The sequence below is a fragment of the Paenibacillus herberti genome, from assembly GCF_002233675.1.
In the GTDB taxonomy this organism is placed as follows: domain Bacteria; phylum Bacillota; class Bacilli; order Paenibacillales; family Paenibacillaceae; genus Paenibacillus_O; species Paenibacillus_O herberti.
Genome location: NZ_NMUQ01000001.1, coordinates 278,299 through 305,235 on the forward strand (window position 1 = coordinate 278,299; position 26,937 = coordinate 305,235).

Annotated in this window: 21 protein-coding genes; 18 read left to right on the forward strand and 3 right to left on the reverse strand. The window is 52.9% G+C overall.

Annotated features, from left to right (window positions below):
* On the forward strand, positions 1 to 1,914 hold the full coding sequence (gene iolD, locus CGZ75_RS01345; protein WP_089522445.1) for a 3D-(3,5/4)-trihydroxycyclohexane-1,2-dione acylhydrolase (decyclizing): 1,914 nt from the start codon (positions 1 to 3) through the stop codon (positions 1,912 to 1,914).
* A gap of 50 nt (positions 1,915 to 1,964) precedes the next feature.
* On the opposite strand, the gene CGZ75_RS01350 is transcribed toward iolD, so the two are convergent.
* Positions 1,965 to 2,717 (reverse strand): DeoR/GlpR family DNA-binding transcription regulator, encoded by a 753-nt coding sequence (locus CGZ75_RS01350; protein ID WP_089522447.1) that lies wholly within the window; start codon positions 2,715 to 2,717, stop codon positions 1,965 to 1,967.
* Positions 2,718 to 3,176: 459 nt separating this feature from the next.
* Between CGZ75_RS01350 and alaS the strand changes: the two genes are divergently transcribed.
* From alaS to CGZ75_RS01405, 11 genes are all read left to right on the forward strand, one after another.
* Positions 3,177 to 5,813: an alanine--tRNA ligase gene (gene alaS, locus CGZ75_RS01355; RefSeq protein WP_089522449.1), complete on the forward strand. Its 2,637-nt coding sequence runs from the start codon at positions 3,177 to 3,179 to the stop codon at positions 5,811 to 5,813.
* A 60-nt stretch (positions 5,814 to 5,873) separates the two neighbouring features.
* Complete coding sequence (locus tag CGZ75_RS01360) at positions 5,874 to 6,134, forward strand: IreB family regulatory phosphoprotein (RefSeq protein WP_089524495.1); 261 nt, start codon at positions 5,874 to 5,876, stop codon at positions 6,132 to 6,134.
* A gap of 29 nt (positions 6,135 to 6,163) precedes the next feature.
* Positions 6,164 to 6,577, forward strand: a complete 414-nt coding sequence (ruvX, locus tag CGZ75_RS01365) for a Holliday junction resolvase RuvX (protein WP_089522451.1) — start codon at positions 6,164 to 6,166, stop codon at positions 6,575 to 6,577.
* Between the two features lie 8 nt (positions 6,578 to 6,585).
* Entirely contained in the window at positions 6,586 to 6,891 is a 306-nt protein-coding gene (locus CGZ75_RS01370; protein WP_089522453.1) for a DUF1292 domain-containing protein, read from the forward strand.
* Positions 6,891 to 7,196, forward strand: a complete 306-nt coding sequence (locus CGZ75_RS01375; RefSeq protein ID WP_089522455.1) for a DUF1292 domain-containing protein — start codon at positions 6,891 to 6,893, stop codon at positions 7,194 to 7,196. The genes CGZ75_RS01370 and CGZ75_RS01375 overlap by 1 nt, the downstream gene beginning before the upstream one ends.
* Positions 7,197 to 7,306: 110 nt before the next feature.
* Complete coding sequence (mltG, locus tag CGZ75_RS01380; protein WP_089522457.1) at positions 7,307 to 8,401, forward strand: endolytic transglycosylase MltG; 1,095 nt, start codon at positions 7,307 to 7,309, stop codon at positions 8,399 to 8,401.
* A gap of 19 nt (positions 8,402 to 8,420) precedes the next feature.
* Entirely contained in the window at positions 8,421 to 9,359 is a 939-nt protein-coding gene (locus CGZ75_RS01385; RefSeq protein WP_089522459.1) for a peptidase U32 family protein, read from the forward strand.
* Positions 9,360 to 9,390: 31 nt separating this feature from the next.
* Positions 9,391 to 10,644 carry a peptidase U32 family protein gene (locus CGZ75_RS01390; protein WP_425436411.1) on the forward strand — a complete coding sequence of 418 codons (1,254 nt, stop codon included), beginning with the start codon at positions 9,391 to 9,393 and terminating at the stop codon, positions 10,642 to 10,644.
* A gap of 230 nt (positions 10,645 to 10,874) precedes the next feature.
* On the forward strand, positions 10,875 to 13,037 hold the full coding sequence (locus tag CGZ75_RS01395; protein ID WP_176444633.1) for a methyl-accepting chemotaxis protein: 2,163 nt from the start codon (positions 10,875 to 10,877) through the stop codon (positions 13,035 to 13,037).
* Positions 13,038 to 13,345: 308 nt separating this feature from the next.
* Complete coding sequence (locus CGZ75_RS01400; RefSeq protein ID WP_176444634.1) at positions 13,346 to 15,358, forward strand: methyl-accepting chemotaxis protein; 2,013 nt, start codon at positions 13,346 to 13,348, stop codon at positions 15,356 to 15,358.
* 141 nt (positions 15,359 to 15,499) lie between these two features.
* Entirely contained in the window at positions 15,500 to 17,341 is a 1,842-nt protein-coding gene (locus CGZ75_RS01405) for a peptidoglycan D,D-transpeptidase FtsI family protein (RefSeq protein ID WP_089522464.1), read from the forward strand.
* A 183-nt stretch (positions 17,342 to 17,524) separates the two neighbouring features.
* On the opposite strand, the gene CGZ75_RS01410 is transcribed toward CGZ75_RS01405, so the two are convergent.
* On the reverse strand, positions 17,525 to 18,631 hold the full coding sequence (locus CGZ75_RS01410; protein WP_089522466.1) for an AI-2E family transporter: 1,107 nt from the start codon (positions 18,629 to 18,631) through the stop codon (positions 17,525 to 17,527).
* A 154-nt stretch (positions 18,632 to 18,785) separates the two neighbouring features.
* Between CGZ75_RS01410 and CGZ75_RS01415 the strand changes: the two genes are divergently transcribed.
* From CGZ75_RS01415 to CGZ75_RS01425, 3 genes are all read left to right on the forward strand, one after another.
* Positions 18,786 to 20,216 carry a polysaccharide deacetylase family protein gene (locus CGZ75_RS01415; protein WP_089522468.1) on the forward strand — a complete coding sequence of 477 codons (1,431 nt, stop codon included), beginning with the start codon at positions 18,786 to 18,788 and terminating at the stop codon, positions 20,214 to 20,216.
* A gap of 172 nt (positions 20,217 to 20,388) precedes the next feature.
* Positions 20,389 to 20,991 (forward strand): RNA polymerase sigma factor, encoded by a 603-nt coding sequence (locus CGZ75_RS01420; protein WP_245850660.1) that lies wholly within the window; start codon positions 20,389 to 20,391, stop codon positions 20,989 to 20,991.
* The gene (locus tag CGZ75_RS01425; RefSeq protein WP_089522470.1) at positions 20,988 to 22,151 is read left to right on the forward strand and encodes an anti-sigma factor; all 1,164 of its coding nucleotides are present in this window, start codon (positions 20,988 to 20,990) and stop codon (positions 22,149 to 22,151) included. The genes CGZ75_RS01420 and CGZ75_RS01425 overlap by 4 nt, the downstream gene beginning before the upstream one ends.
* Positions 22,152 to 22,260: 109 nt before the next feature.
* On the opposite strand, the gene ilvD is transcribed toward CGZ75_RS01425, so the two are convergent.
* Positions 22,261 to 23,946 carry a dihydroxy-acid dehydratase gene (ilvD, locus tag CGZ75_RS01430; protein WP_089522472.1) on the reverse strand — a complete coding sequence of 562 codons (1,686 nt, stop codon included), beginning with the start codon at positions 23,944 to 23,946 and terminating at the stop codon, positions 22,261 to 22,263.
* 277 nt (positions 23,947 to 24,223) lie between these two features.
* Here ilvD and CGZ75_RS01435 point away from each other — a divergent pair, with 277 nt between their 5' ends.
* The 3 genes from CGZ75_RS01435 (at position 24,224) to CGZ75_RS01445 (ending at position 26,744) form a co-directional block, all read left to right on the forward strand.
* The gene (locus CGZ75_RS01435; protein ID WP_176444635.1) at positions 24,224 to 24,703 is read left to right on the forward strand and encodes a copper amine oxidase N-terminal domain-containing protein; all 480 of its coding nucleotides are present in this window, start codon (positions 24,224 to 24,226) and stop codon (positions 24,701 to 24,703) included.
* A 183-nt stretch (positions 24,704 to 24,886) separates the two neighbouring features.
* Positions 24,887 to 25,594: a response regulator transcription factor gene (locus CGZ75_RS01440; RefSeq protein WP_089522476.1), complete on the forward strand. Its 708-nt coding sequence runs from the start codon at positions 24,887 to 24,889 to the stop codon at positions 25,592 to 25,594.
* Positions 25,584 to 26,744: a sensor histidine kinase gene (locus CGZ75_RS01445; RefSeq protein ID WP_245850661.1), complete on the forward strand. Its 1,161-nt coding sequence runs from the start codon at positions 25,584 to 25,586 to the stop codon at positions 26,742 to 26,744. The genes CGZ75_RS01440 and CGZ75_RS01445 overlap by 11 nt, the downstream gene beginning before the upstream one ends.
* Positions 26,745 to 26,937 lie beyond the last annotated feature (193 nt).

The following is a 26,937-nucleotide window of genomic DNA, read 5'->3' on the forward strand; positions in this document are numbered from 1 at the left end:
ATGGCCGGTACAATCCGATTAACAACTTCACAGGCTCTCATTAAATTCCTGAACCAGCAATACATTCATGTCGATGGTGAGGAATCCGCTTTTGTTGAGGGCATATTCACCGTGTTTGGACATGGCAATGTGCTCGGGATCGGGCAGGCTCTGGAGCAGGATTCTGGGCATTTGAAAGTGTTCCAGGGAAAAAATGAGCAGGGCATGGCGCATGCGGCAATCGCCTTCAGTAAAGAAAAGCGCCGCCGGAAAATAATGGCCGTTTCCACCTCGGCGGGCCCAGGCTCGGCCAACGTGGTGACGGCGGCGGCAACTGCGTTTGCCAATCAGCTGCCGGTGTTGTTCCTGCCGGGAGATACGTTTGCAACGCGTCAGCCGGACCCGGTGCTGCAGCAGCTCGAGCAGGAATACAGCATCGCAGTGACGACGAATGACGCGCTGAAGCCGGTTTCCCGCTACTGGGACCGGATTACGCGGCCAGAGCAGCTGATGAGCAGCCTGCTGCGCGCTTTTGAGGTCTTGACCGATCCGGCCCGCTGCGGCCCGGTGACTATCTGTATCTGCCAAGATACAGCGGGGGAAGCGTTCGATTACGATGAAGCGTTTTTCAGCAAACGCGTTCACTATATGGATCGTCTGGCGCCAAGCGAGCGCGAGCTGCTCGCTGCGACGGAGCTGATCCGCCGCAGTCGTCGTCCGCTCATCATCGCTGGCGGCGGCGTACGATATTCCGGGGCACGGGAAGAGCTAATGGCGTTTTCGAGCGCTTATGATATTCCGATTGTGGAGACTCAGGCGGGCAAGTCGGCGGTAGAGTCCACTTTTGCCAACAATCTGGGCGGCATGGGGTTGACCGGAACATCGTCAGCGAATAAAGCAGCGCAGGAAGCGGATTTGATTATCGGTATTGGCACCCGTTACAGCGACTTTACAACATCGTCCAAAACGGCTTTCGATTTTGAAAACACCGCCTTTCTGAATATCAACGTCAGTCGACTACATGCTTACAAGCTAGATGCGTTGCAAGTTGTGGCCGATGCCAAAACAGCTCTATCCCGGCTTCACGGAATGCTCGAAGGGTATCGGACTGAATTCGGAGAGCGAATCGGACAACTGAAGCGGGAATGGGATGGAGAAAGAGAGCGTCTGGCCGGAATCGTTTTTGCGCGGGAAGGCTTTGATCCTGAGGTTAAAGGGCATTTTACGCAGGAGCAGCTAAATGAATACGCGGACGCGCTTGGTACAGAGCTGCCCCAGTCGTCGGCGCTGCTGGCTATCAACGAGGCGCTGGCCCCGGACAGCATTATCGTTGGCGCAGCGGGTTCTTTGCCCGGCGATCTGCAACGAGCCTGGAGCGCGAGTGAACCAGATACGTATCATGTTGAATATGGATACTCCTGCATGGGTTATGAAATATCCGGCGCATTAGGCGTTAAGCTGGCCAAGCCGGACTGCGAGGTATATTCCATCGTTGGCGACGGCAGCTTCCTGATGCTGCATTCCGAGTTGATCACAGCTCTGCAGTACAACCATAAAATTAATGTGCTGTTATTCGATAATTCGGGCTTTGGCTGCATTAATAACTTGCAGATGGGCAATGGCGGGGGCAGCTATTTCTGCGAATTCCGCAATGATGAAAAACAGATTATGAACATTGATTACGCTAAGGTCGCTGAAGGTTACGGTGCCAAGGCGTATCGTGTCAATACGCTGGATCAACTACGGGAAGCTTTGGCGGATGCTAAGCAACAGAGCCGTTCCACCCTGATCGACATCAAGGTGCTGCCTAAAACGATGACGGATGGTTACGGAGGCTGGTGGAATGTCGGGGTTGCCGAGGTTTCGGAAAGCGAAAGCATCCGGCAAGCTCATGAGAGCAGAATGAGTAAACTGCAAGGAGCGAAATCCTATTAACAGCAACAGCAAAGCCCTTCCGACGACGATTTCTTCGGGAGGGCTTTTTGCTAGGGATAAAGTAGCCTGATCTCATGCTCGCTTGCATAGTTTTCGTAGGCTTCGGGAGGTTTGCTGTTCGTCACAATGCAGCTGAGATCGCTCAGCTGGCAATAAGTAGTGAGTGAATACTGATCGAATTTACTGTCGTCGATCATTAAGTAAGTGCTCAAGCTTTTTTTGGCGACCATGCTTTTAATTTCGGTTTCCATCGGGGATGAATTGGTGACGCCATTGGCAATGGAAATACCTGTAGAAGCCAGGAAGGCTTTAGTAATGTTGTATTTCTGCAGCAGCTCCAAGCTTTGGTATCCGACGAATGAATTTGTATTGCGCTCCAGCATGCCGCCTGTGGAAAACAGGGTCAACCCAGAGTAGGCTCTGGCATCGTGGATAAAATCAAAATTGTTAGTGACGATCGTCAGATGTCTGTGGGCAAGGTAAGGCAGCATTTCCAGCGTTGTTGTGCCGGAATCGACAAACAGCACGTCACCGTCCTCAACGCAGGTGGCGGCCAATTGGCCGATCAACTGTTTTTTGCCCAAATAGAGATCTTTTCTTTCATTGAACTTGATCAGCGTAGAATGATTGACCGAGACGCCTCCGTACACTTTTTTTAGAATGCCGGAATCAACCAGTTCCTGAACGTCCCGACGGACGGTATTTTTGGATACTTGAAAATGATCCATCAACTCATCCAGGGAAACAGATTCATGCTGATAGACATATTCCTTCATTTGTTGAATTCGTTTGGATTTAATCATTGTTAACTGCTCCTATTTGGCCATTATATCTCTCCCTATTTTAAACATATTCCTGCAAATAAGACAGTCCCTATCCACTAAGATGGGCGGCAAATTGACAACGGAGTGCCGTTAACCTATAATTTTGCACATATATGAACAGCGTTGATGAGATGTTAGTAGGGCGCAGCCCGGCAAGCAGAGAGAGGATTCCTCCCGCGCGATATTTCGCTGGCGGTTGGCTGCAAGAATCCCCATGCCGAAGAGTGCACCGAAGCTGATCTCAGAGTGTGGACCAACTCCACCGGCTGCAGGACCCGTTATCGTCCGCGAAGAGGAGATTGCCCCCATGCTTCCATGCGAAGCCGGGCAGTAACCAGGGTGGTACCGCGATATCAATCGTCCCTGTCAATTGACAGGGGCGTTTTTTGTGTTTCTAATTCAACTCCTATTAAACTCAAGGAAGGCTGGAATCCAATCATGAAAGCAGCAGAAATCCGCTCCAAGTGGCTGAAATTCTTTGAAAGCAAAGGACATAAAGTAGAGCCGAGCGCATCGCTTGTACCTCACAACGATCCATCCCTGCTCTGGATCAATGCCGGAATCGCACCGCTTAAGCCATATCTGGACGGCCGTCAAATCCCGGAAAACCCACGTATTACGAATGCCCAGAAGTGCATTCGTACCAATGACATCGAGAACGTTGGCAAAACGCGTCGCCATCAGACGTTTTTCGAGATGCTGGGCAATTTCTCCATCGGTGATTACTTCAAAAACGAGGTTATCGTCTGGTCCTGGGAATTCCTCACCTCTAAAGACTACATCGGCTTTGATCCGGAGCGCCTGAGCGTCACCGTGCATCCGGAAGACGAGGAAGCGTACAAGCTATGGAACGAAACGGTTGGCATCCCTGCCGAGCGCATCATCAAGCTGGACGGCAACTTCTGGGAAATCGGCGAAGGCCCTTGCGGCCCTTGTACAGAAATTTTTTACGACCGCGGCGAAAAATATGGCAATGCCCCCTCCGATCCTGAGCTGTACCCGGGCGGCGAAAATGAGCGTTACCTGGAAGTATGGAACCTTGTTTTCACCCAGTACAACTTGAACAAAGACGGCAGCTACACACCGCTGCCGAACAAAAACATTGATACCGGCGCCGGTTTGGAGCGCTTCGCTTCCATCCTGCAGGATGTTGACTCCAACTTCGATACGGATCTGTTCGTACCGATCATCGCGAAATCCGCTGAAATTGCTGGTGTTAAATACGGAGAGAACACGGATACGGACGTCGCTCTAAAGGTTATCGCCGATCACGTTCGCACGGTCATATTCGCCGCCGGTGATGGCGTGCTGCCTTCCAACGAAGGTCGCGGCTACGTTATTCGCCGCCTGTTGCGTCGTGCTGTACGCTACGGCAAAACGCTCGGCATTGATCGTCCGTTCCTGTACCAACTGACTGGCACGGTCGGTGACATCATGGGTGTGTACTATCCGGAAGTTGTGGACAAACGCGAGTTCATTGAGAAGGCTATCCGCAGCGAGGAGGAGCAGTTCCACCGTACGTTGGAAGGCGGCCTTGGTTTGCTTGAGCAGCTTGCCCGCACAGCGAAGGCGAACGGCCACAGCGAGATTAGCGGCGCGGATGCGTTCAAGCTGTACGATACATTCGGATTCCCGTTCGACCTGACGGAGGACTATGCCGGCGAGAACGGACTGAGCGTGGACCGCGGCGGCTTCGACAATGCTATGGAAGCTCAGCGCAACCGTGCTCGTGCAGCCCGCCAGGAATCAGGCGGAATGGGCATTCAAGGCGGAGCGCTTTCCGGCTTTACGGAGCCGAGCCAGTTTATCGGTTACTCGAATCTTGTCAGCGACGCTGTCGTAACCGGTATTTTCGTGGACGGTGAACTGGCGGACATCGCCGGAGAAGGCAGCCGTGTTCTTGTGGTACTGGATCGTACACCATTTTATGCAGAAAGTGGCGGTCAGATCGGCGATAAGGGCATCATCAGCGCGCCAGGGCTGAAGCTTGAGGTCGAAGATGTGACCAAGGCTCCGCATGGTCAGCCCGTGCATCATGCGCTTGTCGTGGAAGGCACGTTGCATAAAGGCGGTGGAGTATCCGCTGAAGTATCCCGCTCTTCCCGCAGCGACACGGTCAAAAACCACACTGCGACGCATCTTCTGCACAAAGCGCTCAAGGAAGTGCTCGGTTCCCATGTTAATCAGGCTGGCTCGCTCGTAGAGGCGGAGCGTCTGCGCTTTGACTTCTCGCATATCGGCGCCATCTCGCCTGAAGAGCTGACGGATATCGAACGCCGCGTCAACGAGCAGATTTGGAATGGCACGCCAGTGGTCATCGAAAGCAAGCCAATTGCTGAAGCCAAAGCGATGGGCGCAATGGCTTTGTTCGGCGAGAAGTACGGCGATATCGTGCGTGTCGTGCAGGTGGGCGAGTATAGCGTCGAGCTGTGCGGTGGCTGCCATGTCGAAAATACGGCTGGGATTGGTTTGTTCAAAATTACCGGCGAAACAGGCATCGGCTCTGGCGTACGCCGCATCGAGGCTGTTACCGGCAAAAATGCCTATGCCTTCACCGAGGAACGGCTGGAGCTGCTCCAGCAGGCAGCAGCTCTGCTCAAGGCTGGCGTCGCTGAATTGCCGCGTCGCCTGGAAGCTTTGCTCGGCCAGGTCAAAGAGCTGCAGCGTGAGAATGACTCTTTGCAGGGCAAGCTGGCTCGCATCGAAGCAGGCAACCTGGAGAGCGGCGTCAAAACTGCCGGCGAACTCAGCGTTCTGGCAGCTAAGGTCAGCGCTCCATCGATGGACGCGCTGCGCGGCATTGCCGATGAGCTGCGTCTCAAGCTGCCGGCTGCGGTTATCGCGCTCGGCGCTCCTGCTGAAGGCAAGGTGAACCTTGTCGTTTCCGTGCCGCAGGAGCTCGTCAAAAAAGGAATCCATGCCGGGAAGATCATCAAGGAAGCGGCAGCAGTTTGCGGCGGCGGCGGCGGCGGTCGACCGGATATGGCTCAAGCGGGAGGCAAGGACCCGTCTAAGCTCGAAGAAGCGCTCAAACTTGTCGAAGAACTGGTTCTTGCCAGGGCAGATGTGATATAGTTAAGACGTATCTTTAAATGTGCCCACTCATTCGGGCCAGAGGAAAGCGAGGTGCTTTCGGTGAGCTCCATGGACAAGACAATGAAGTTTGACGTGGTTGCAGACGGTCCTGAGGCTTCCTCCAAGGAGATTCTGCTGACGGTGTATGACGCGCTGGTCGACAAGGACTACAATCCGATCAACCAGATTGTCGGGTATCTGCTATCCGGAGACCCCGCTTACATCCCGAGGCACAACAACGCAAGAAGCCTGATTCGCAAGAAGGAACGAGACGAGCTCATTGAGGAATTGGTGCGCTCCTATCTTGCCAATCACCGCTGATTCGGGCATGAACAGGAGAATGACCACTGATTAGAATTTTGGGCTTGGATTACGGTGACCGCCGCATCGGCGTTGCCCTCAGCGATCCCATGGGCTGGACAGCCCAGGGATTGGAAGTGTTGCAGCGCAGGGACGGCAGCGAGCTGCAGCGGCTTGCTCAGCTTGTAATCGAGCATGAGGTCACTGAGATCGTTGTCGGACTGCCGAAGAATATGAACGGCACCATCGGTCCGCGTGGCGAAATTTGCATCGCATTTGCCGAGGAGCTTCGGCAATTAGTCAACTTACCTGTACACCTATGGGACGAAAGACTTACGACGGTATCCGCTGAACGGACACTGATCGAGGCGGATGTCAGCCGCAAGAAACGCAAGCAGGTTGTCGATAAGTTGGCGGCCTCGCTTATTTTGCAAAATTATCTCGACTCTAAGATGAAAAGGTGAGGGTAACGATGGCAAATGACGACATGCAGTTTGAAGAGCCGGAAATCATCTATATTCCGGATGAAGACGGCAACGAGGAAGAATTCGAAGTTATCATGAAGTTCGAGGTCGACGGCTCGGACAAGAAATATATGATGGTAGTGCCGCTCAGCATCGAGGAATCAGACGATGAAGAGGACGAGGTATACGCCTTCCGTTACGAGGAAGAAGGCGACGACCTCAAGCTGTACACGATCGACGACGAGGAAGAGTGGAGCATGGTCGAAGAGACCTTCAACACCTTGCTTGGTGAACTGGAGGAAGACAAGGACTAATGAGCACAGGACTTCCGCAGCGTATTACTCTCCTCAAGGAAACGTACGGCCTCGAGGTGCTGCTGGTGGATGAGCAGGGACAGGAAATTCCGTTTGTTATTCAAGCGGAATTCAGCCTGGATGGCACTTCCTACGCAGCACTTCAGTCCCCGACCGGACGCAAGGATGGCGAGGTTGAGATGTTCCGCATCGTCACGGATAATGACGGAGCACCTCAGCTGGAGACGATTGAGGATGATGAGGAATGGGAGCTTGCCGCCGAGACGTATGATGCGTTGTTGTTTGACGGAGCAAGCGAGGAATAGCAAAATGTATGGGGCGGGCTTTTGCCGCCCCTTTTCACTGTTGTAAAGGTTATAATGGTGAATAATATGGGAAGCTTATTGCACAGTCGGAAGCGGAGGACAGGGTAGAGATGCAGAGGAACAATCAGAGCGGATTGGATGGCCAAGAGCCCTCCGGACCGGCAAGGAGCCGGATTACGTTATGGGTATTGCTGTCGCTCGTTACCTTGCTGCTTCTAGCGGCAGCGGGCATAGGCGGCTATATATGGAATGGGCTGCGCCCTGCTGCGGGGGGCGAATCCCGCCAAGTTGTCATCGAACGCGGGATGTCTCCCATCCAGGTTGCAGATCGGCTTGAACAGGACGGGATTATCCGTAATGCTTTTATTTTTAAGTATTACCTGAAGTTCAAGGAGCAGGGCAGTTCCTTCAAGGCTGGCACCTATGAGCTGTCTCCGGGCATGGAGCATGAGGCTATCGTAACGAAGCTTAATAGCGGCGAAACGGTCAAAGAGGAAACGATCCGTTTCACGATTCCGGAAGGTTATACGGTGCTGCAAATCGCGGACAAGCTTGCCGCCGAGGGATTGGTCGATCGCGATCAATTCGTGAAGCTGGCGGATGAGCCGCGTATCTGGGAGGCCGACGCAGTGAAGTCGATCCCGGATGACAGTCGACTGAGGCATCGGCTTGAGGGGTATTTATTCCCGGATACCTATGAACTGAAGAAGGACAGCACCGAGGAGGATATTCTGAACCGGATGCTGGCCGAGACTGACCGCAAGCTTGCTGAGCTCGGAGAGCTTGACGAGACATTGGAACAGCGCGGCCTATCCTTGCATCAGTTGATGACAGTCGCTTCACTCGTGGAGCGGGAGGTTGTCGTTGATAAGGAGCGAGCCGCCGTTGCCGGCGTTATCTACAATCGCCTGGCGAAGCCGATGCGCCTGCAAATCGATGCAACCGTGCAGTATTTGCTGGACAAACCGAAGGCGCGACTGTACGAGAAGGATCTTGAGGTCGAGGACCCATACAACACGTACCGGAGCGACGGTTTGCCGCCAGGGCCGATTAGCAGCCCGAGCCTCAAGTCGATTGAGGCGGCTTTGAATCCAGAGAGCACGGAGTACTTTTACTATGTAACCAAGAAGGACGGCTCGAGTGAGCATCTGTTCGCGGTTACGTATGATCAGCATCTCAAGAATATCCGCGAAAGCGAAAAGTAACAGCAAGGAGGAAACAACAGTGGCAAGGAAACCGGAACTGCTGGCAACGGCAGCTTCCCTAGAGGAGCTGCGCCGGCTGATCGATGCCGGGGCGGATGCCTTTATTATTGGGGAATCCCGTTATGGAGCCAGACTGCCGGGAGAATTCGGGCTGGAACAGCTGGAGCAGGCCGTGGGAATCGCGCGCAGCTCGCAGCGGCAGGTGCGCATCTATGCAGCTGTCAACAATTTGATGGATAATCGCACGTCTGATACGCTGCCCGGCTATTTAGCACAGCTGGCGCAGATCGGCGTTGATGCGATCGTGTTCGGTGACCCGTCCGTGCTCATCGTCGCTCGTGAGGCGGCGCCCGGCGTTCCGCTGCATTGGAACGCGGAGATGACGTCGACGAGTTATGCCCAGGCTGAATACTGGGGGCGCCGCGGCGCTTCCAGAATCGTATTGGCGCGAGAGCTCAACATGGAGCAGGTCATCGAGGTCAAGGGGCTGACGGAGCTGGAAGTTCAGGTGCAAGTGCATGGCATGACGAACATTTATCATTCCAAGCGCTCACTCGTGGACAGCTATCTCGGTCATCTTGGCGGGGAGCGGGAAGGCGTCGACAGCAGTCTTGGCAAGGGAATGTTCCTGATGGAGCCAGAGAGGCGCGATGAGCGTTATCCGATCTACCAGGACGATTATGGTACCTACATGATGAGCTCCGATGACATCTGCATGATCGAGAACTTGCATGAGCTGATGGAGGCTGACATCGACAGCTTGCGTATCGAAGGGTTGATGAAATCGCCGGAGTACAACGAGACGATTGTGCGTGCTTATCGAGCAGCAATTGATGCTTATGCTGCTGATCCAGACGGCTACCGCTTCAATAACGAATGGTTGAATGCCATCCGCCATGTGCAAGATCCAGAACGAGAGCTGAGCTACGGCTTTTTCTATAAGGAACAGGTTTATTGAATAGTTGCAATCAGGAGGTGAACTTAACAACATGGCTATGATATTGAATCATCCTGGGCTGAAGGGTAACAGGCATCGGCTAGAGCGCCCTGAGCTGCTCGCGCCGGCCGGCAATTTGGAGAAGCTGAAGTTCGCCGTGCACTACGGCGCTGATGCTGTTTATATCGGCGGCCAGAAATACGGCCTGCGCTCCGGAGCGGATAACTTCAGCTTCGAGGAGATGCGCGAAGGGGTAGAGTTCGCCGAGCGTTATGGTGCGAAGGTATTCGTAGCAACGAATATCTATGCTCATAATGAGGACATTGAAGGGCTGGAGGCCTATCTCCGCAAGCTGGAGGAGGTTGGCATCGCGGCAATTATCGCCGCCGATCCCGCGATTGTGGAGACGGCCCAGCGCGTTGCGCCGGGGCTGGAAGTCCATCTTAGCACCCAGCAGTCCGTGCTTAACTGGCGGACGGTGCAGTTCTGGAAGGACGAGGGTCTTCCACGCGTCGTGCTCGCTCGCGAGACGAGCCTGGAGGAGATCGCTGAGATCAAGTCCCATGTGGATATTGAGATCGAGGCGTTCATCCACGGCGCGATGTGCTCTTCTTTTTCAGGACGCTGCGTGCTTTCCAACCACTTTACCGATCGGGACTCCAACCGTGGGGGCTGTTGCCAGTCTTGCCGCTGGAAGTACGATCTGTACGTGGATGGTGATACAGTTAATGGCGAAGAAGACAATCAATTCACGATGGGCTCCAAGGATCTATGCATGATCCGCCATATTCCGGAGCTGATTGAGGTCGGCGTGGACAGCTTCAAAATCGAGGGCCGAATGAAAAGCCTTCATTATGTCGCTACGGTCGTTAATGCGTACCGCCAGGCAATTGACTCCTACTTCGAGGATTCGGCAAGTTATGAGCTGAAGCCGGAATGGCTGGATGAAGTGAACAAGGCGGCCAATCGCCCGCTGAACACCGGCTTTTTCTTTGATACTCCGAGCACGGAGGAGCATATTTACGAGCCGGAAGACAAGGCGGCTCCTTATGATTTTGCTGGAGTCGTTCTGGAGTATGACGCAGAGACAGGTCTTGCTGTCATCCAACAGCGCAATCACTTCAAACCGGGTCAGGAGATTGAGTTCTTCGGACCTGGCGGCACGTTTTTCAAGCAGCAGGTCGGCGAGCTTTATGACTTGGAGGGAGCCAGCCTTGATGCGGCGCGGCATCCGCTGCAGCATATCGTGCTGCGTACCGAGCAACCGGTCAATCCAATGGATATGATGCGCAAGCGCATCCGATAACGATAATACGATCCGACTCAATCGAGCTCGGATCTTTTTTTATTTCTATTATTAAAAATGGAGGTGATCTTCAGTCCTTTAATGTCAGAAAGTGAAATAATGCTATAGTTATAGATGGTATAAAATTACATAAATTGAATAAATATTTATCTGACATAAGCATAATCGACGTTCTATGTTTATCCGATAAAAAAAGAATAACCAATTGAAATGATATGAGGTGCGACGTCATGCTCAATAAACTCTACTCCAGCCTGAAGGATTCATGGAAGAGGCTCAGTCGGGCAAACGGACAAAAAGGAAGGGATGATAGTGGCAGTTCTAAAGCTATGCCGGATGGAGGAAGTGATGGGCGCCGCAAGCCAGTGACGCTTGGCATGAAGCTTTTCCTGACGGTCTTTGCCAGCATTTTGATCTGCGTGTTAGCCATGGGGCAGCTTTCCTACCTGATTTCCAAGTCGATTATCGAGGAGCAGGCAACGAAATCATCGAGCCAGACGATCAAGCAGCTATCCGAGAAATTGGAGCTTATTTTCGGTCGGTTCGATGATATTTCAATGCAATTTGTATCGGATACAACTCTGCAAAACATGATTTCCAGCACGCTATATGCTTCTGATGAAGCAGAAGCGCTCAAAGCTCAGCGTGAATTAAACAACAAGTTGCAGAATATGGTCCTCGGTATGGATGGCGTTGAAAATCTGAATTTGATACCGCTTCGAGAAAGCCTTGGCGACACCGTCATTGGCACGGGCAAGCTGGACAAGGCAAAGCTGGAGCAAAAGGAATGGTATAAGGCAGCTTTGGAAGCTCAGAGCCAGACAGTGTGGATTCCGACGCAGCCGCTAGGATTTCAGGACGGCGGCAAGCCGACGATCGGACTTGCTCGTCCGCTGAAGGAGCCAGGTGGCAACGAGGCGGTATATCTGCTTTTAGTAGAAATCCAGGACAGCGCTCTGCAGAATCAGATCAAAGGCGCTGAGCTTGGCGAGGGCAGTAGTATTTCGATACTCGACAGCAATGATCGGATCCTGTTGGACAGCACCGGCAGGGGGATGATTGGCAAGGAATCGAGGGTCAAGCTGACCGGTACCATGAATGAGAAGTTGGACGGTGCGTTGCTTACCGAGAATGCAGGTGGCGATGTGCTGGTAATCTACAAAAGCTTTCCGGCAAATGGATGGATATTATCAAGCGTGCAGCCTGTAAGTGTGCTTGTGCATGCAGCGGATGCCATTTACCGCTTGACCTTCATCGTGTCCGCCATTGCGGGCGTGCTGGCTGTGCTGATCGGACTGTTCGTGATGCGGCTTGTCGGAAGGCCGCTGAACCGGTTGCGCAGCTTGATGCAGCGGGGCAAGGATGGTGATCTTACCGTGCGGGCGGAAGCCAGAAGCGGCGATGTCATCGGTAAGACGGAGCATAGCTTCAATGAGATGATGGAACAGATCACCGGGCTCGTTACCGAAGCCCGTACGGGAGCGGAGCAAGTGCTTGGCACGGCTGCGGAGCTTGGCGGAGTTTCCAGACGAACCGCGGAAGCTGCACGCGAGATTGCGACAGCCTCTGAGGAGATTGCAGGTGGAGCTTCAAGCCTTGCCACGGAGGCGGAGCGGGGCAGCGACCTGACGATGGACATGAGCCGCAGTATGGAGCAGTTGAAGCAGAGCAACAGCCAAATGAGCGGTACGGCTCAACAGGTCGAGACTTCTAGCAAGCTCGGCAGCGAGTATATGGTACAGCTCGTGCAGAAGACGGCTCAGACCGAAGCGATGACGAGCAATATGGCGAAGCAGATTGAGTCGCTACAGGAAAGCACACGTTCTATCCGTAAAATTCTTGACGTCCTCGGCGGCGTCGCCAAACAGACGAATATTTTGTCGCTTAATGCTTCAATCGAGGCGGCTCGTGCAGGCGTTGCGGGTAAGGGCTTTATGGTCGTCGCTGCCGAAATCCGGCAGTTGGCGGAGCAATCCAAGCAGTCCATCGGCATGGTCGAGGAAATAACAGGCCGCATTCAACAGCAAATGGATGAGACAGTGGCTTCACTCGCTGCAGCCCGTCCGATTTTCCAGGAACAGATTGAATCGGTGAAGGATACAAGCCAGATTTTCCTGGAAGTGCAGGGAAGGATGGCTGAATTTGGACACAGCCTGCAAAGTGTGGGTAGCGCGGTTCAACTACTGGATGAAGTCCATTCCCAGCTTAGCGGAGCGATGACGAGCGTAAGCGCAGTTGCGGAGCAATCCTCGGCAACTTCGGAGGAAGTAGCATCGCTGACGCAGGAACAGCAGGGTGTAAGCCAGGGTCTCGTTGAACTTTCGTCCAATTTGGAAGGCGTATCACGCTCGTTGCAGCTGGCGCTTGCTCGTTTTCAAACCGAACAGTATTGACATGCAGCCGGACCCTCTGAGGTCCGGTTTTTTGTTTGGCTTATGTTTGGCTTAGGGCCAATGACTTTGTCTGTTCAATGTCAAGAGACATTCGCCTTGTTTATTTTCTAATAAAGAATTAAGTTCACACGACCATATTCCGATATGGATAGGTACAAAGAGTTAAGAATAGAGGATGGTGTATTCAATTGCAAAATCCGTTCAAAAAAGCCCTCAAGAGGGACCCAGCTATTCCACAACGGACTATTGATTCTTCCGCTAGTTCCAGGCTTGCATCTCGCAATCCGCTGAATCTAATGAGTGTAAGATTGTTTTTAATTGTTTTCATCAGCATTTTAGCTTGCGTAAGCTTTGTCGGTACGCTTTCCTACAACATTTCCAAAAATGTCATCGAGAAAAAGGTTACCGAATCAACAGTTGCCACGGTAGGTCAGCTGCGAGGAAAGATGGACCTTATTCTACAAGGCCTAGAGAATTACTCCATGCAGTTTTTTACGGACAAGCAGCTTCAGCAAAATTTGAATAACCTGGCTACCGTCAGCAAGGATGAATATGCCTGGTTTGATAATCAGAAGCAGATCAATGACAGGCTGTCAGGCTTGGCGTTGTCGAATCAAGATGTTATTAATGTCAATTTGATTCCGACTGGTGGGAAATCAACTCAGATACTGGGAACCGGTAGTCTGGAATATGACACGGTTAAGGATTCGGCTTGGCTGAAGCAGGCTACTGAACTCGGCGGCAAGCTTCTGTGGATTCCGATTCAGCCGAATGGTTTCCAGGGCAAAAGTGAAGCTTCATTCGGGCTTGCCCGAGCGATCAATATTGCTTCGAGCGGCAATTCCTATATTCTGCTTATTGAGATTGAAAAAACGGTTATTTCGGAACAGCTAAAAAGCGTCTCTCTCGGCGAAAAAAGTCGGGTGCAGCTGCTTGATACCGCGAGCATGATTCTGGTCGACAGTCTGGATACGGCTCAGGAAGGACAACTGAGCATCATTGACCTCAGCAACAAGGGCACTGCGGATAGTGCAGAAGGGTCAGGAAGCGTCGTTACAGGCAGCAGTATTGGGGAAGTACTCGCTGTTTATGAGCATCTCGACAGCAGCGGCTGGAATGTTGTCGCGATGCTTCCAACCGCTGAACTCGTTAAGGATGCCAAGGAAATCGCGCGTGCATCATGGCTTGTTTCAGGAAGCGCAGCTTTACTAGCTATTCTTGTTGGAATTTATGTGATATTCACTATTGGACGTCCTCTTCGCCAGCTCCGCAAGCTGATGGGGGAAGCGATGGAAGGCAACTTAACTGTCCGTTCAACGCTGCGCTCCAAGAGTGAAATAGGTCAACTTGCTGACAGCTTCAATGAGATGATGGAGCGTATTACTGAGCTTGTACAGCAGACCCGCGGCAATGCCAAGCTTGTTTTAAGTACGGCGGAGCAGGTCGGGGACGCTTCTCGCCGCACGGCTACCGCTGCTCGTGAGATAGCCGTTGCTACGGAAGAAATTGCTGGCGGGGCTACAAGCCTAGCAATGGAAGCGGAGCGGGGAAGCGATTTGACTGGCAATATGGATTACGGCATGAGGAAAGTCAAAACTTCCAATGATGAGATGCGAGCTTCGGCAGAGCAGGTGGAGACGGCTAGCCGTGAGGGAACGGAACATATGGCAGCGATGATTCAAAAAACGGGTGAAACCGAGCTGATGATTCGCTCCATGACGGAGAAGGTAGAGCGGCTCAAGGACAGCACTCGTTCGATCCGCAAAATTCTGGATGTGCTCGGTAGCGTTGCTAAGCAGACGAATATTTTGTCTCTTAATGCTTCGATCGAAGCCGCACGCGCGGGGGCAGCAGGCAAGGGATTTATGGTTGTAGCGGGTGAAATCCGGCAGCTCGCGGAGCAATCCCGGCAATCCATTAGTCTGGTGGAGGGCATTACAAATACGATTCAGACCGAGATTGAGGAAACGGTCGTTGCACTCGGCATGGCTCAGCCTATTTTCCAAGAGCAGATCGGCTCCGTCAAGGAAGCGAATGGAATCTTCCTGGAAGTTCAAGGACGTATGGGCGCATTGTCCGATAGCTTGGAAAATGTGTGGGAATCGATTCGCATGTTGGACGAATCCCAGCAGCAGCTCGGCGCGGCGATGGGCAGCGTGAGCGCAGTTGCGGAGCAATCCTCCGCCACCTCGCAGGAGGTAGCTTCGCTCAGCAGTGAGCAGCTAGGTGTGAGTGAGAGCCTGGTTGCTCTGTCAGGCAGTTTGGAAGCTGTATCCAAGTCGCTGCAGCAATCGTTGGACAAATTCCGCGTTAATGAATAACTGAATCCGTTGTAGCAAGTCCGGTCCGCTCAGCGGGCTGGGCTTTTTGTGTATTCAGGTTAGCCAAGGGAGAATGGGCAACACTGGGAATGAAGATTAGATTGCGCAAATAGGACAACAGAAGAAAGGACGAACGGCGGCATGAGGATAACGAGACTGAGAATAATTGGAGCAGTTGTATCCGTGCTCCTGACTGCCGCTATCATTCGATTAGCTTGGCTCATGTTTATGCCATGGGAGACGGCGCATCAAGGGAAGGCCGCGATAGGTCGCCCGGTGGTGCAACAGCGCAGCCATCGTCTACTGCTGGATACTGGCCGAGGAGACTTTGTAGACCGAAATGGCTTGGCGCTCACAGGGTTCTCCTATGAGGCGCTGGCTATTTTTCCGTATCCGCAAGGAGGGAAGCCGAGAGGCAGCGGCCGTGATCTGAACGCACTGGCTCGCATTATGGGCATCAGCCGTCAGCAGTTGCAACAGAAGCTGGATGGGGCTCAGTCTCCCGAGTTTTGGCTGGAGGCGGGCAGCAGCATGCCGCATCAACTGAGCGCCGCTCAGTTGAAGGAGCTGTCCAGCTTAAAGCTCGAAGGAGTCGCTGTGCTGCCTTACCGCTCTCATACCGATGAATTCGGCCTGCACATTCAGGCAATCGGTTATATCAGCGAGAACCCGCAGCGCATGGCTGATCATTATAACAAGCAGTTGAATAACGGCAAAGCTACGCTGCGCGAGAAGACGGGTGGCGGTGGACTGGAAATGTCGTTGGATACGTTGCTTAGAGGTACGGGGCCGGTATATGCCAGCTCATGGACGGATGCGGCAGGCAACCCGCTGAAGGGACTGGGCTTGACGATGAATCGTCCGTCCAATCCGATGTATCCTCTGAGAGTGGAGACAACGCTTAGTCTCCCTTTGCAGGCCGAGCTTGAGAGGCAGGCGCTCGCGGCGGGACTTGGCAAAGGCGCGATTGTTGTATTGGATGCAAGAACGGCGGATATTTTGGCGACGGTATCTTTGCCTGTAATGAAGGACGTAGCTTCTCCAGAGCTATTCTATGATGGTGCGGCCAACCGCGCTGTACGCGCTTATACGCCGGGATCGATCTTTAAGCTAGTTACGGAAGCAGCCGCGCTGGAGGCCGGTGTGGCCGATGAAGACGAGGTTTTCCACTGTGATGGAGAATATGGCCATTATGGCCTCTCTTGCTGGAAGGAGGGAGGGCACGGGGCGATTACGCTGCGAGAAGGTTTAGCCCAATCCTGCAATATTGTGTTTGCTGCGCTTGCGGAAAAGCTTCAGCCACAGCAGCTGGAGCGGACTGCGGATAAGCTGGGACTTGGCCGACGAATTGGCTGGAACTTGCCTAAAGGTGATCATGAAGGTGCTCTCAAGGGCCCTTTGAGGTTGCTTTGGGAGGAGGAGTCCGGAGGCGTGTTCGCCAAAGACACTATCGGACCGAATCAAAATTTGCGCACAAGCGGGGCGTTGGCAAGAACCGGCATCGGCCAACAGGATGTATTGTTAACTCCACTGCAGGGGGCTAATCTGATCGTTACGCTGCTTCATAACGGCAAGGTTGCCGAGCCGCGGCTTGTAACTGGTATCCGGTACGCCAACGGTCAAAAGCTGGCTGGGCTTGGCCGTCATGTCTCTCTTTCAGCATACGGACAAATTTCCCCTTCAACCGCGACTGCGCTTCGCAAAGGCATGGAAGAAGTCGTCACAGCCGGCACGGGCCAGCGCTTGCAAGGTAAAGCTTGGAAGCTCGCCGGCAAGTCGGGCACGGCGCAGACCGGCGCAGCGGGAACCGGCAACCACCAGTGGTTCATCGGTTATGGGCCAGTCTCAACACCTCGATATGCGGTTGCAGTAATTGCCGAGAACCGGCCAGAGGGCAGCGCCAATCTTGCTGCCAAAGTATTCGGAGGCGTCATGGAAACGTTGGCGGCTTGGGAAGCGTCGGAGACGGACCGATTGCCTTGATAAGACCGCGCGCAGCTCCCAGAGCGTGGTGGGTCACATTTGTTGACAGCCAACCCAAAAAAGAGTGAAGAGCCTTCCCATTCGGGAGGGCTCTTCACTCTTTCGGGCTAAAAAAAATTGCTTACTTGAGAGACGCCTAACTATTATCCGTAAGATTCTGTTTTGTCTTAACTGGTTATCCAGTTAATGCTTTTCAGCGAGCTCCACATCATACTCACCTTGCGGCGGCGTAATCCAGCGCCGGAGATAGCCCTGGTCGTACAGCGCCTTGACGAGAATGAGCAGCACGGGAGAAAGGATGACGCCGACTATTCCAAACAAGGATAGCGAGATGACCATGCACGCAAGCATCGTAAACGCAGAAACTCCGAGTGTGTCTCCGGTAATGAGCGGTTCGAGAATTTGCCGTGCAACGACGATGACGAGGAACAACACCAAGAGCCAAATGGCCAATTGAAAATCGCCGACTGCGAACAGGTACAAGATCCATGGCACAAAGATGGTGCCGACGCCAAGCAGCGGCAATACGTCGAAGGTCGCTGCCAAAACGGAGATTGTAAGAGCATTGTCAACGCCAAGCAGCAGCAGGGATACAAATACGACGATAAATGTTATCGTAATCAGCTTGAGCTGCGATTTGAGGTAAGCGGTAATGCCGGAGAAGACGTTTTCCCGCAGAAAGGTGAAAGCTTTCTTGAACGTACGTGGCGTCTTGCTCGCGGCGATCCGCTTCCAACTGCCAATCTCGATGCTGAGGAAGTAGGCGAGGATGATCCCGATAACAAAATTGAACATAAATGTGGAGACAGAGCTCAAATAGCCGGCGGCCTTGAGTAGAAATCCTTCGGCGATTTTTTGCCCCCACGCCGTTATTGAATCGATGTATTCTTGCAGCTTGTCCACCGTTCCCGGCGGTAGGGCGCTGACTTTTTCTTTGAGCCAGGTGGAACCTTCCGTTACCTGAGCTAGGAGGATATTCTGGTACATGGGCAGTCTGTCCGCTAGCGCAGTGGCTTGCCGAATCATAATATAACCTGCACCGAAGAATACTCCGAGAATGAGAGCCGAAAAAACCATGATGGAAATCGCGGAGGCGATCGATTTTTTCATTCCGGCTCGATTAAGCAGCTTGGCCAGTGGTTCGATGGCGAAAAAGATAAGTAGAGACAGGAAAATGGGAGCGGCAATCGAGTAAAGATAGGTGAAGGCAAGCATAATTAGGTACATGGTGAGGGCAATAAGCCCAATGTCGAACGCGGTACGCCAGTATTTACGGTAAAACATTAACATGGTTAATCAGACTCCTTTGAGGGCAACAATTGGAAATCGATTCATATTTCTGTTCTGATTGTACTATAGATTTTAGATAAGCAGGCGTTTTTTGAAACTCGTTTATGTTACAATGGGTCGTAGACTTCAAGAGAATATGGTGGGGAAATGAACGATGGAGAATTTGCTTGTCTGGGGATTCTACTTCCTCTCGCTCTATGCATTCATCCCGGGGTTGGTGAGCCGCATGTTCGGTTTCCGCGTGTTCAAGAAAGGGTTGTCGGAGAAGGAGATCTCCCTCACCTTCGATGATGGACCTGATCCGCAGTATACGCCTAAGCTGCTGGACTTGCTCGCCAGGCACGGTGCCAGGGCGACTTTTTTTGTCGTTGGAGCCCATGCGGAACGGCACCCGGAGCTGCTTAAGCGGATGAAGGATGAAGGCCATACGATCGGAATTCATAATTACGTGCACAAGGCGAACTGGATAATGAGGCCAAAAGCGGTCAAGAAGCAGATTTCCTTGACGGCCGAAGTAATTGAGCGCTCGACAGGGGAGACCCCTGTGTTTTATCGTCCGCCTTGGGGAATCGTCAATTTGTTTGATTTTTCCAAAAAAGGTCAGTACAAGATTGTGCTGTGGTCCGGCATCTTCGGTGACTGGAGGGCGCATGAGGACTCCAATCGGCTTAAGCGTCGATTGCTCAAAAAGCTGAAGCCGGGAGAAGTTGTACTCCTTCATGACTGTGGCCTGACTCTAGGAGCGGATGCGAACGCGCCGGCCCAAATGCTGGAGGCGCTGCAGTATTATTTGGAGGAAGGTACCCGCAAGGGATACCGCTTTGTCACGGTCCCGGAGCTGATTGAACTGACAGAGAAGAACAAGGCGAGGCGGCCTAGCTGGTGGAACCGTCTGTTCGCAGCGGCATGGTTGCAATATGAGAATCTGTTCCATTTGGTGTTCAGACTCAAGCCAATCGCCGGGAAAGAAGGCGGCAAGCCTATTCTGCACTATCGCCAGGTTAGTTATAACGGACCTGAGATCGAGCTAAAAGAAGGCGTCCGCATCACCAAAGGTGACAAGCTGGCCGAAATTCATCTGGACAACGCTCTGCTTCGTCAAGCGGCTATGCGCTCCTCTTCTCCGGTTACGGTAATGATCCGTTTGATTCGAGAGATGGAGTCCGCTCTTCCCGTTGTGTCCAGAGCCGTGCTGAACGATCCAAAAATGTCGTCCGTCAAGGCTCTCTACGGGGTCTCAATGATTCATAAGGGAACAGACAAGCTAGGCTTCCAATTGTTTGATCTGCCGGAAAATTTGTTCGCCAAAGGTTCTCGCATTTATCTAAAGATTTTATTCCGAGTGCTGTCCGCCAAGCCGAAGTTGAAGTTGAAGTTGAAACAGAAGCAGACATCCAGCACGAAGAAAACAGGCCGCGGCGGCGCGAATGTCATGTATCCTCGAATGCTGTTTCTGTCTCGCATGGATATGGAGAGCTTCGTGAACATGACAACGCCGGCTCCTAGAAAAGCCGAAAGTCCCAACGAGCTGCCCCTTGCAGCCACGGCAGAGGAAGCTGCCCTTCCTACAACGATTTTGTCCTAACCATTTGCCAACCGGCCCGCCATCAGTCGAGGCCGGTTTTTTTTGCGTATGTATATGACCCAAGGGTATGGCGGAAGCGTATGGCTTGTTCTACTTGAATTGAATCCATTGTTGCTGATTCTTTTCGCGATTCTATCGGGCTTTTACATTGGACTTTTACCATGAAGGAGCTATGATGGAAAAGAAGGGAGAGGAATTCATGACCGAGGCAGACTGGGAAGAGCATCTGATGCTGCAGATAGCCTCCCGGAGCAGCGACGCGCTGGAGAAGCTTTATGACCGTTATGAGCGACCGCTGTATTCGTTCATTTACCGAATTGTCGGAGACGGTATGGCAGCAGAAGAAATAATTCAAGAGCTGTTTTTGAAAATATGGAATAATGCAGAGGCATATACCTCGAACGGACGGAATGGCAAGGTCAGTAGCTGGGTTTTTGCCATGGCTCGCAACCGATCCATCGACTGGCTGCGCAGGCGGGATAGCCGTCCCGCGGCTGGTGGGGAGATCGGGCTGGATGTGATAAGCGATCCGCTCACGACCGAGCTGGCCGTTGAGAACCGTTTGATGGCCGAGCAGATGAGACAAGCACTGTCTGAGCTTAACGTGGAACAGAAGCAAGTTCTGGAATGGGTTTATTACGGGGGTTATACTCAGCAAGAGATAGCCGATCACCATGATATTCCGCTTGGCACGGTGAAGAGTCGCATCCGCCTCGGTCTACGTCAGCTGCGCAAGCGGCTCGGCGATTCGTGGAGAGAGGGGGTTCGTACATGAGGGAAGAGCATTCAGAGTCCGATGAGCGTCCATGCTCTGACATAGAGCTGTATGCATTAGGTATGTTGGATGGTGGAGAGCGCGTCCGCATGGAGACACATGTACAGGACTGCGCCGAGTGCAGGCAGGAGCTTGGCAGGCTGCAGGAGCTTCTTGGTCTGTTGCCGTTGGCTGCAGAGCAGGTGGACCCTCCCGAGGGGATGAAAAAGCGGGTGCTGGACGCCGTGCTGCGAGGTTCTGCGCCGGAGAGAAGGGACAGCGGAGCTGAGGGAATCTCGTTGGCATCTAGCAGAACTGGCGAGGATGATCGCGACGAATTGGAACAGGATGATGCTGCAGAACTGCGTGCTGCAAAGCCTAGTGACGCGGAGTTGCATGCTGGACAGCGACGTGCTGCAGAACATCGTGACGCAAATTCTTTAGAGCAACGAGCTGAAGAGCATCGTGCTGCAGAACTCTATGCGGAAGAGCGTCGTGCTGAAGCCGAGGCGAATCGGCTTCAGCAATCGGCTGAAGAAGCGGTGAACAGCCCGACTTCCCTTGAAACCAATGAGCCTGCCCTACAAAAAGGTGCTGAAGCTGCGACCGCCACATCGGCGACGTGGACGCCTTCTCCACAGCAACAAACCAGAGGTTGGCGCGCCTCGCTTACAGCTGTTCTGGCGGCAGCTGCTGCAGTGATGCTGTTGTTGTCCGGTGTGCTAGCGCAGCGGATGGACAGCCTGAACCGCGAGAACAAACGTCTCGCGGCAGAGCTTGGCCAGACTAGACTGAGCCTGGACAACGCAAACAGTGAGCTGAAAAAGGCGGCTGAGCCCTTCACAGGAGCGGCGGTGAGCCAGGTAGTTTCCCTGAAGCCAGTCAAGGATCTCGTCGCGCGAGGTCAGGCCTATATTCTAGTCGATGAGAGAGGCACGCATCTTATCGTGCAAGCGAGCAAGCTGCCTGAGCTTAAAGATGAAGAGGCGTTCCAAGTATGGCTGATCAAAGGGGACAAACCAGTCAATGCCGGCACGTTCAAGCCGTCGGGCAACTCAGGGGCAGTCACGTTCACGTTCCCAGGAGGTTCCTTTGACCAGGTAGCGATTACGCTGGAACCAGATGCTTTCGGAGCTACTCCGCGCGGCGAGATGGTTCTCGCCGGTGCGTTGAAAGTTTAATTGAAGTCCGGCCTCTGACATATGGGGGCCGGATCCTAAAAAAGCTCCTCAAGCAGCAGGATCAACCTGCCGCTTGAGGAGCTTTGTTGTTAAAGGATAGGGATGAAACCTACAGCTTCATCACGCCGCCAGTGCTGGCGGAGGTGACCAAATGTGCGTAGCGGGCAAGATAGCCGCGTTTGATCTTGAGCTCGAAGCCTGGCCACTCGGCGCGACGCTTCGCCATTTCCTCGTCGCTAATCTCGAGTTGAATCGTACGGTTGTTCATGTCGAGCTCGATGATGTCGCCATCATTAACGAAGGCCAGTGGGCCGCCGTCAGCCGCTTCAGGTGAAATATGACCGATACTGATGCCGCGCGATGCGCCGGAGAAACGTCCGTCGGTGATAAGACCGACTTTGGCACCGAGGCCCATGCCAACGATTTGCGAGGTTGGAGCCAGCATCTCAGGCATACCAGGGCCGCCTTTTGGCCCTTCGTAACGGATGACCACGACATGACCTTCTTTGACGAGACCTTTGCTAAGGCCTTCCAGAACAGCGTCCTGGGAGTCGAAGCAGATTGCAGGGCCGCGATGGTAGCCTCCTACGGATTTGTCCACAGCGCCGACCTTGATGATCGCGCCGTCAGGAGCCAGGTTGCCGAACAGAACGGCGAGGCCGCCGCGCTCGGAATGCGGATCGTCGATTGGACGAATAACGTCACGGCGTTTCGGTATGACATGCTCGACATTTTCGCGAATTGTTTTGCCAGTAACGGTAATGTTGTCCGCATGCAGCGCGCCTTCTTTTTTCAGCAGCTCGTTAAGAACGGCGCTGACGCCGCCTGCTTCGTGTACGTCCTCCATGTGGAGATCGGACGCAGGAGCGAGTTTGGACAGATGCGGCACGCGGTTGGCAACTTCATTGATGCGGGCGATCGGATAATCGATCTCAGCTTCATGAGCGATGGCCAGTGTATGCAGCACCGTGTTGGTGGAGCCTCCCATCGCCATATCCAGCGCAAAAGCATTGTCGATCGCTTCTGCGTTGACGATGTCGCGTGGGCGCAAATTCATATCGATCAGCTTCATGAGCTGACGAGCGGATTCCTTAACGAATTCCTTGCGTTCTGGAGAAACAGCCAGAATGGAGCCGTTGCCTGGAAGCGCGATGCCGAGCGCCTCGGCCAGACAGTTCATGGAGTTAGCCGTGAACATGCCGGAGCAAGAGCCGCAAGTTGGACAGCCGAATTGTTCAAGCTCTGTCAAGCCGACTTCATCGATTTTGCCGGCCATGAACTGGCCAACGCCTTCAAATACACTTGTCAGGGAGATTGCGCGACCGTCGCTCGTACGGCCGGCTTTCATTGGGCCGCCGCTGACCATGATGGACGGGATGTTGACGCGCAGCATACCCATGATCATGCCCGGTGTGATTTTGTCACAGTTCGGAATGCAAACCATGCCATCAAACCAGTGGGCATTAACGACAGTCTCCACAGAATCCGCGATGATTTCACGGCTGGCAAGCGAATAGCGCATGCCGATATGTCCCATAGCGATGCCATCGTCTACGCCAATTGTGTTGAACTCGAACGGAACGCCGCCAGCCTCGCGGATGGCTTCTTTGACGATCTTGCCAAATTCCTGAAGATGCACATGGCCGGGAATAATATCAATATAAGAATTACATACCGCGATAAACGGTTTGTCGAAGTCCTCTTCTTTGACCCCTGCGGCACGCAGGAGACTGCGATGCGGGGCGCGGTCGAAGCCTTTTTTGATCATATCTGAACGCATTTTCTTCGGTGCCATTGCTTGTCCCTCCCAGGAATAACATCATTCCTTCAGTGTACCATATGTCTAATTTCTTGACTACCGATTGACGCTTTCCTGCATTAAAGTGAATACGGCTATCGTCAGGTTAAGAGGTCCGGCAATATTTCAGAAAATGAGCGGTAATTAAGCTGCTCAGGCACGTCGAACTGGAACTATTATCGACATCGCAACTTCTTCTTATTACTAGTGTTTAACCTAGATATCAAGCGGTTTAATGAAAACGGATTCCCCATATTCAAAGGAGGGTATAGTCATGAAGAAGTTTAATTCCTTCAAACAGAAAAAAGTTATCGGGGCTTTGCTCGCAGGGCTGTTACTGACAGGAGCTGTTGCAGGACTACCGGCGCAAGCAAAACCGGCTGAAGCGAAGAAAAAAGAAGCGCCAGGCGTGTTAGTGAACGGCTTCAAGCAGACACTGCCTCGCGAGCCGATCGTTACCGAGGGCCGTACACTCGTTCCTTTGCGTGGTATTTTTGAGGCGATGGACGCCAATGTCGAGTGGGATCAGTATGAGCAGACGATCAAAGCGACCAAGGGGACGAACACGATTACGCTTCAGGTCAACAAAACAAAGGCGAAGGTCAACGATATGGAAGTTGAACTGTCCGTTCCAGCGCAGAACATGAGCGGTATAACGATGGTTCCACTGCGCTTCATCGCGGAGGCGCTTGGCGCCTATTGCGTGTATTACCCGGATCAGAATATCATTCTGATCAATGAGAAAACAGAATAATAATTTTTAATCAACGCTATCATTCGTCCCCTGTCCTTGTCCAAACAAGGGCGGGGTTTATTTATGTTTTGAAGAGATCGTTTAAAAATTCCTAAAGAACCTTAAGCTTCCCTGTGGATTATCCATGGCCGCTTCCAATGCCGGCTGCGCTTGCGGTATAGTGGCAATAAGGAGTGGTACCGGTTGAAAAAGCTGCTTATTGTCGACGATGACCGCGAAATCGCGGAGTTGATTCAAATTTATCTTGCCAACGAGGGTTATGCTACGGTGCTCGCACATAACGGCGATGAGGCATTGGAGCGGGTTGCCTCTGACACTTTTCATCTGATCGTACTGGACATCATGATGCCCAAAACGGATGGGCTGGAAGTATGCCGACAGCTGCGACGGGAAGGCTCGGTGCAAATTCCGATTCTGATGCTGAGCGCCCGTGCTGAAGATATGGATAAAATTATGGGGCTGATGACCGGAGCGGATGACTATATGGTCAAGCCGTTTAATCCTCTGGAATTGGTTGCACGTGTGAAGTCCCTGCTGCGCCGTGCGTATCAGTTCCCTAAGGCCGGTGGCGATGCCCGGGAATTAGATGGGGCGGTCGAGCTTGGGCCGCTTGTCATCGACAAGTCGACTCATACGGTTACTTGCCTGCCGGACGGACGGCAGCTTCATTTGACGAGTACGGAGTTCGGCATTTTGCATCTTCTTGCCCTGCATCCCGGTAAGGTGTTCAGCGCGGAGGATATTTTCCAGCAGGTATGGAAGGAAAAGTTCTATGAGTCGAACAATACGGTCATGGTGCATATAAGCAAGCTGCGTGACAAGCTGGAGCAAGAGACCGGCGACAAGTTCATCGTAACGGTGTGGGGGGTAGGCTACAAAATTGAAGGATGACAATGTAGTCAAGGATATGACCTTCCGTCTGCTGCTGCATCTGGCGCTGAGCGCCGCGCTATCCGTCATTACCTCGGTGCTGCTCATCGTAGTTGCCGAAAGGCTGGCGAGCCAGTTCCCTTCGCTGCGCCAGTTCGCTCATCTGCTGATCGATCAGTTCGGAGACTTCACGTTAGTTATTCTCGCGCTAGGGCTATTCCTGGTGTATTTGCTGCTGTTCCAGCAGCGGCAGTTCCGATATTTTCGCGACGTAAGCCGTAGTGTACGCTATATTTCGGACGGGAATTTCAACTTCCAAGTTCCGGTACGTCAAAAAAATGAACTCGGCGATCTGGCTTCCTACATTAATTATCTGGTGCACAAGCTCCAGCTTTCCCTCGACGATGAGCGGCGGGCCGAGCAGACTAAAAGTGAGCTGATTACGAACGTCTCCCATGATCTGCGTACGCCGCTCACCTCGATCATCGGGTATCTCGGACTAATTGAGCAGGATCGCTATCGGGACGAGGTGGAGCTGCGTCAATATGTGCATATCGCTTATGAGAAGTCCAAACGGTTAAATGTGCTGATTAACGATCTGTTCGATTATACCCGGATGAGATACGAGACGTCGCCGCAGCGCATTCACACCTTCAACCTGACGGAGCTGCTGCGGCAGCTGCTTATTCAGTATCGGGTTCCCCTTGAGGAGGTCGGTTTGACTGGTGCTCTGCATGCTCCCTCAGGCAAGTTGATGGTAACAGGTGATTCTGACAAGTTGGTACGTGTGTTCGAGAACTTACTTGCCAATGCGATCCATTACGGTAAGGATGGCGGAAAAGTGGACCTGCATGCTTCTGCGGAAGGACTGGAGGCTGTCGTCGAGGTGGTCAACTATGGGGAGATGATTTCTTCCGTTGACCTACCGCATTTATTCGACAGGTTCTACCGCGTAGATAAAGCTAGAGGGCTTAGCAGTGGAGGCTCAGGCCTCGGTCTCGCTATTGCCAAAAGCATTATAGAGCAGCATGGAGGCAAGGTGTCCGCTGCCAGCGATCCTTATCTGACTTCTTTCCAAATCCGCCTTCCGCTTGCGCTGGAGACTGCACCAGTCAACCCTGCCCTTCCGTCTAAGATTGGGGATGAGGGACTTGGAGGAAAAAGTCTTTAGACTTTCTTAAGAATTTTTTAGGATTGAGTTACGGCTTCGACAAGCCCTTCTGCGTTACAATTAAATTAACGAATCTTGTAAACGGGAGGGACGTCCATGAGATACCTGTGGATGATGGTTATGGCATGCGCAGTTATGCTGATGGCCGTTATGCTCATCGGTAACCAGGAAGGCGAGTCGGGTGGACTTGTTG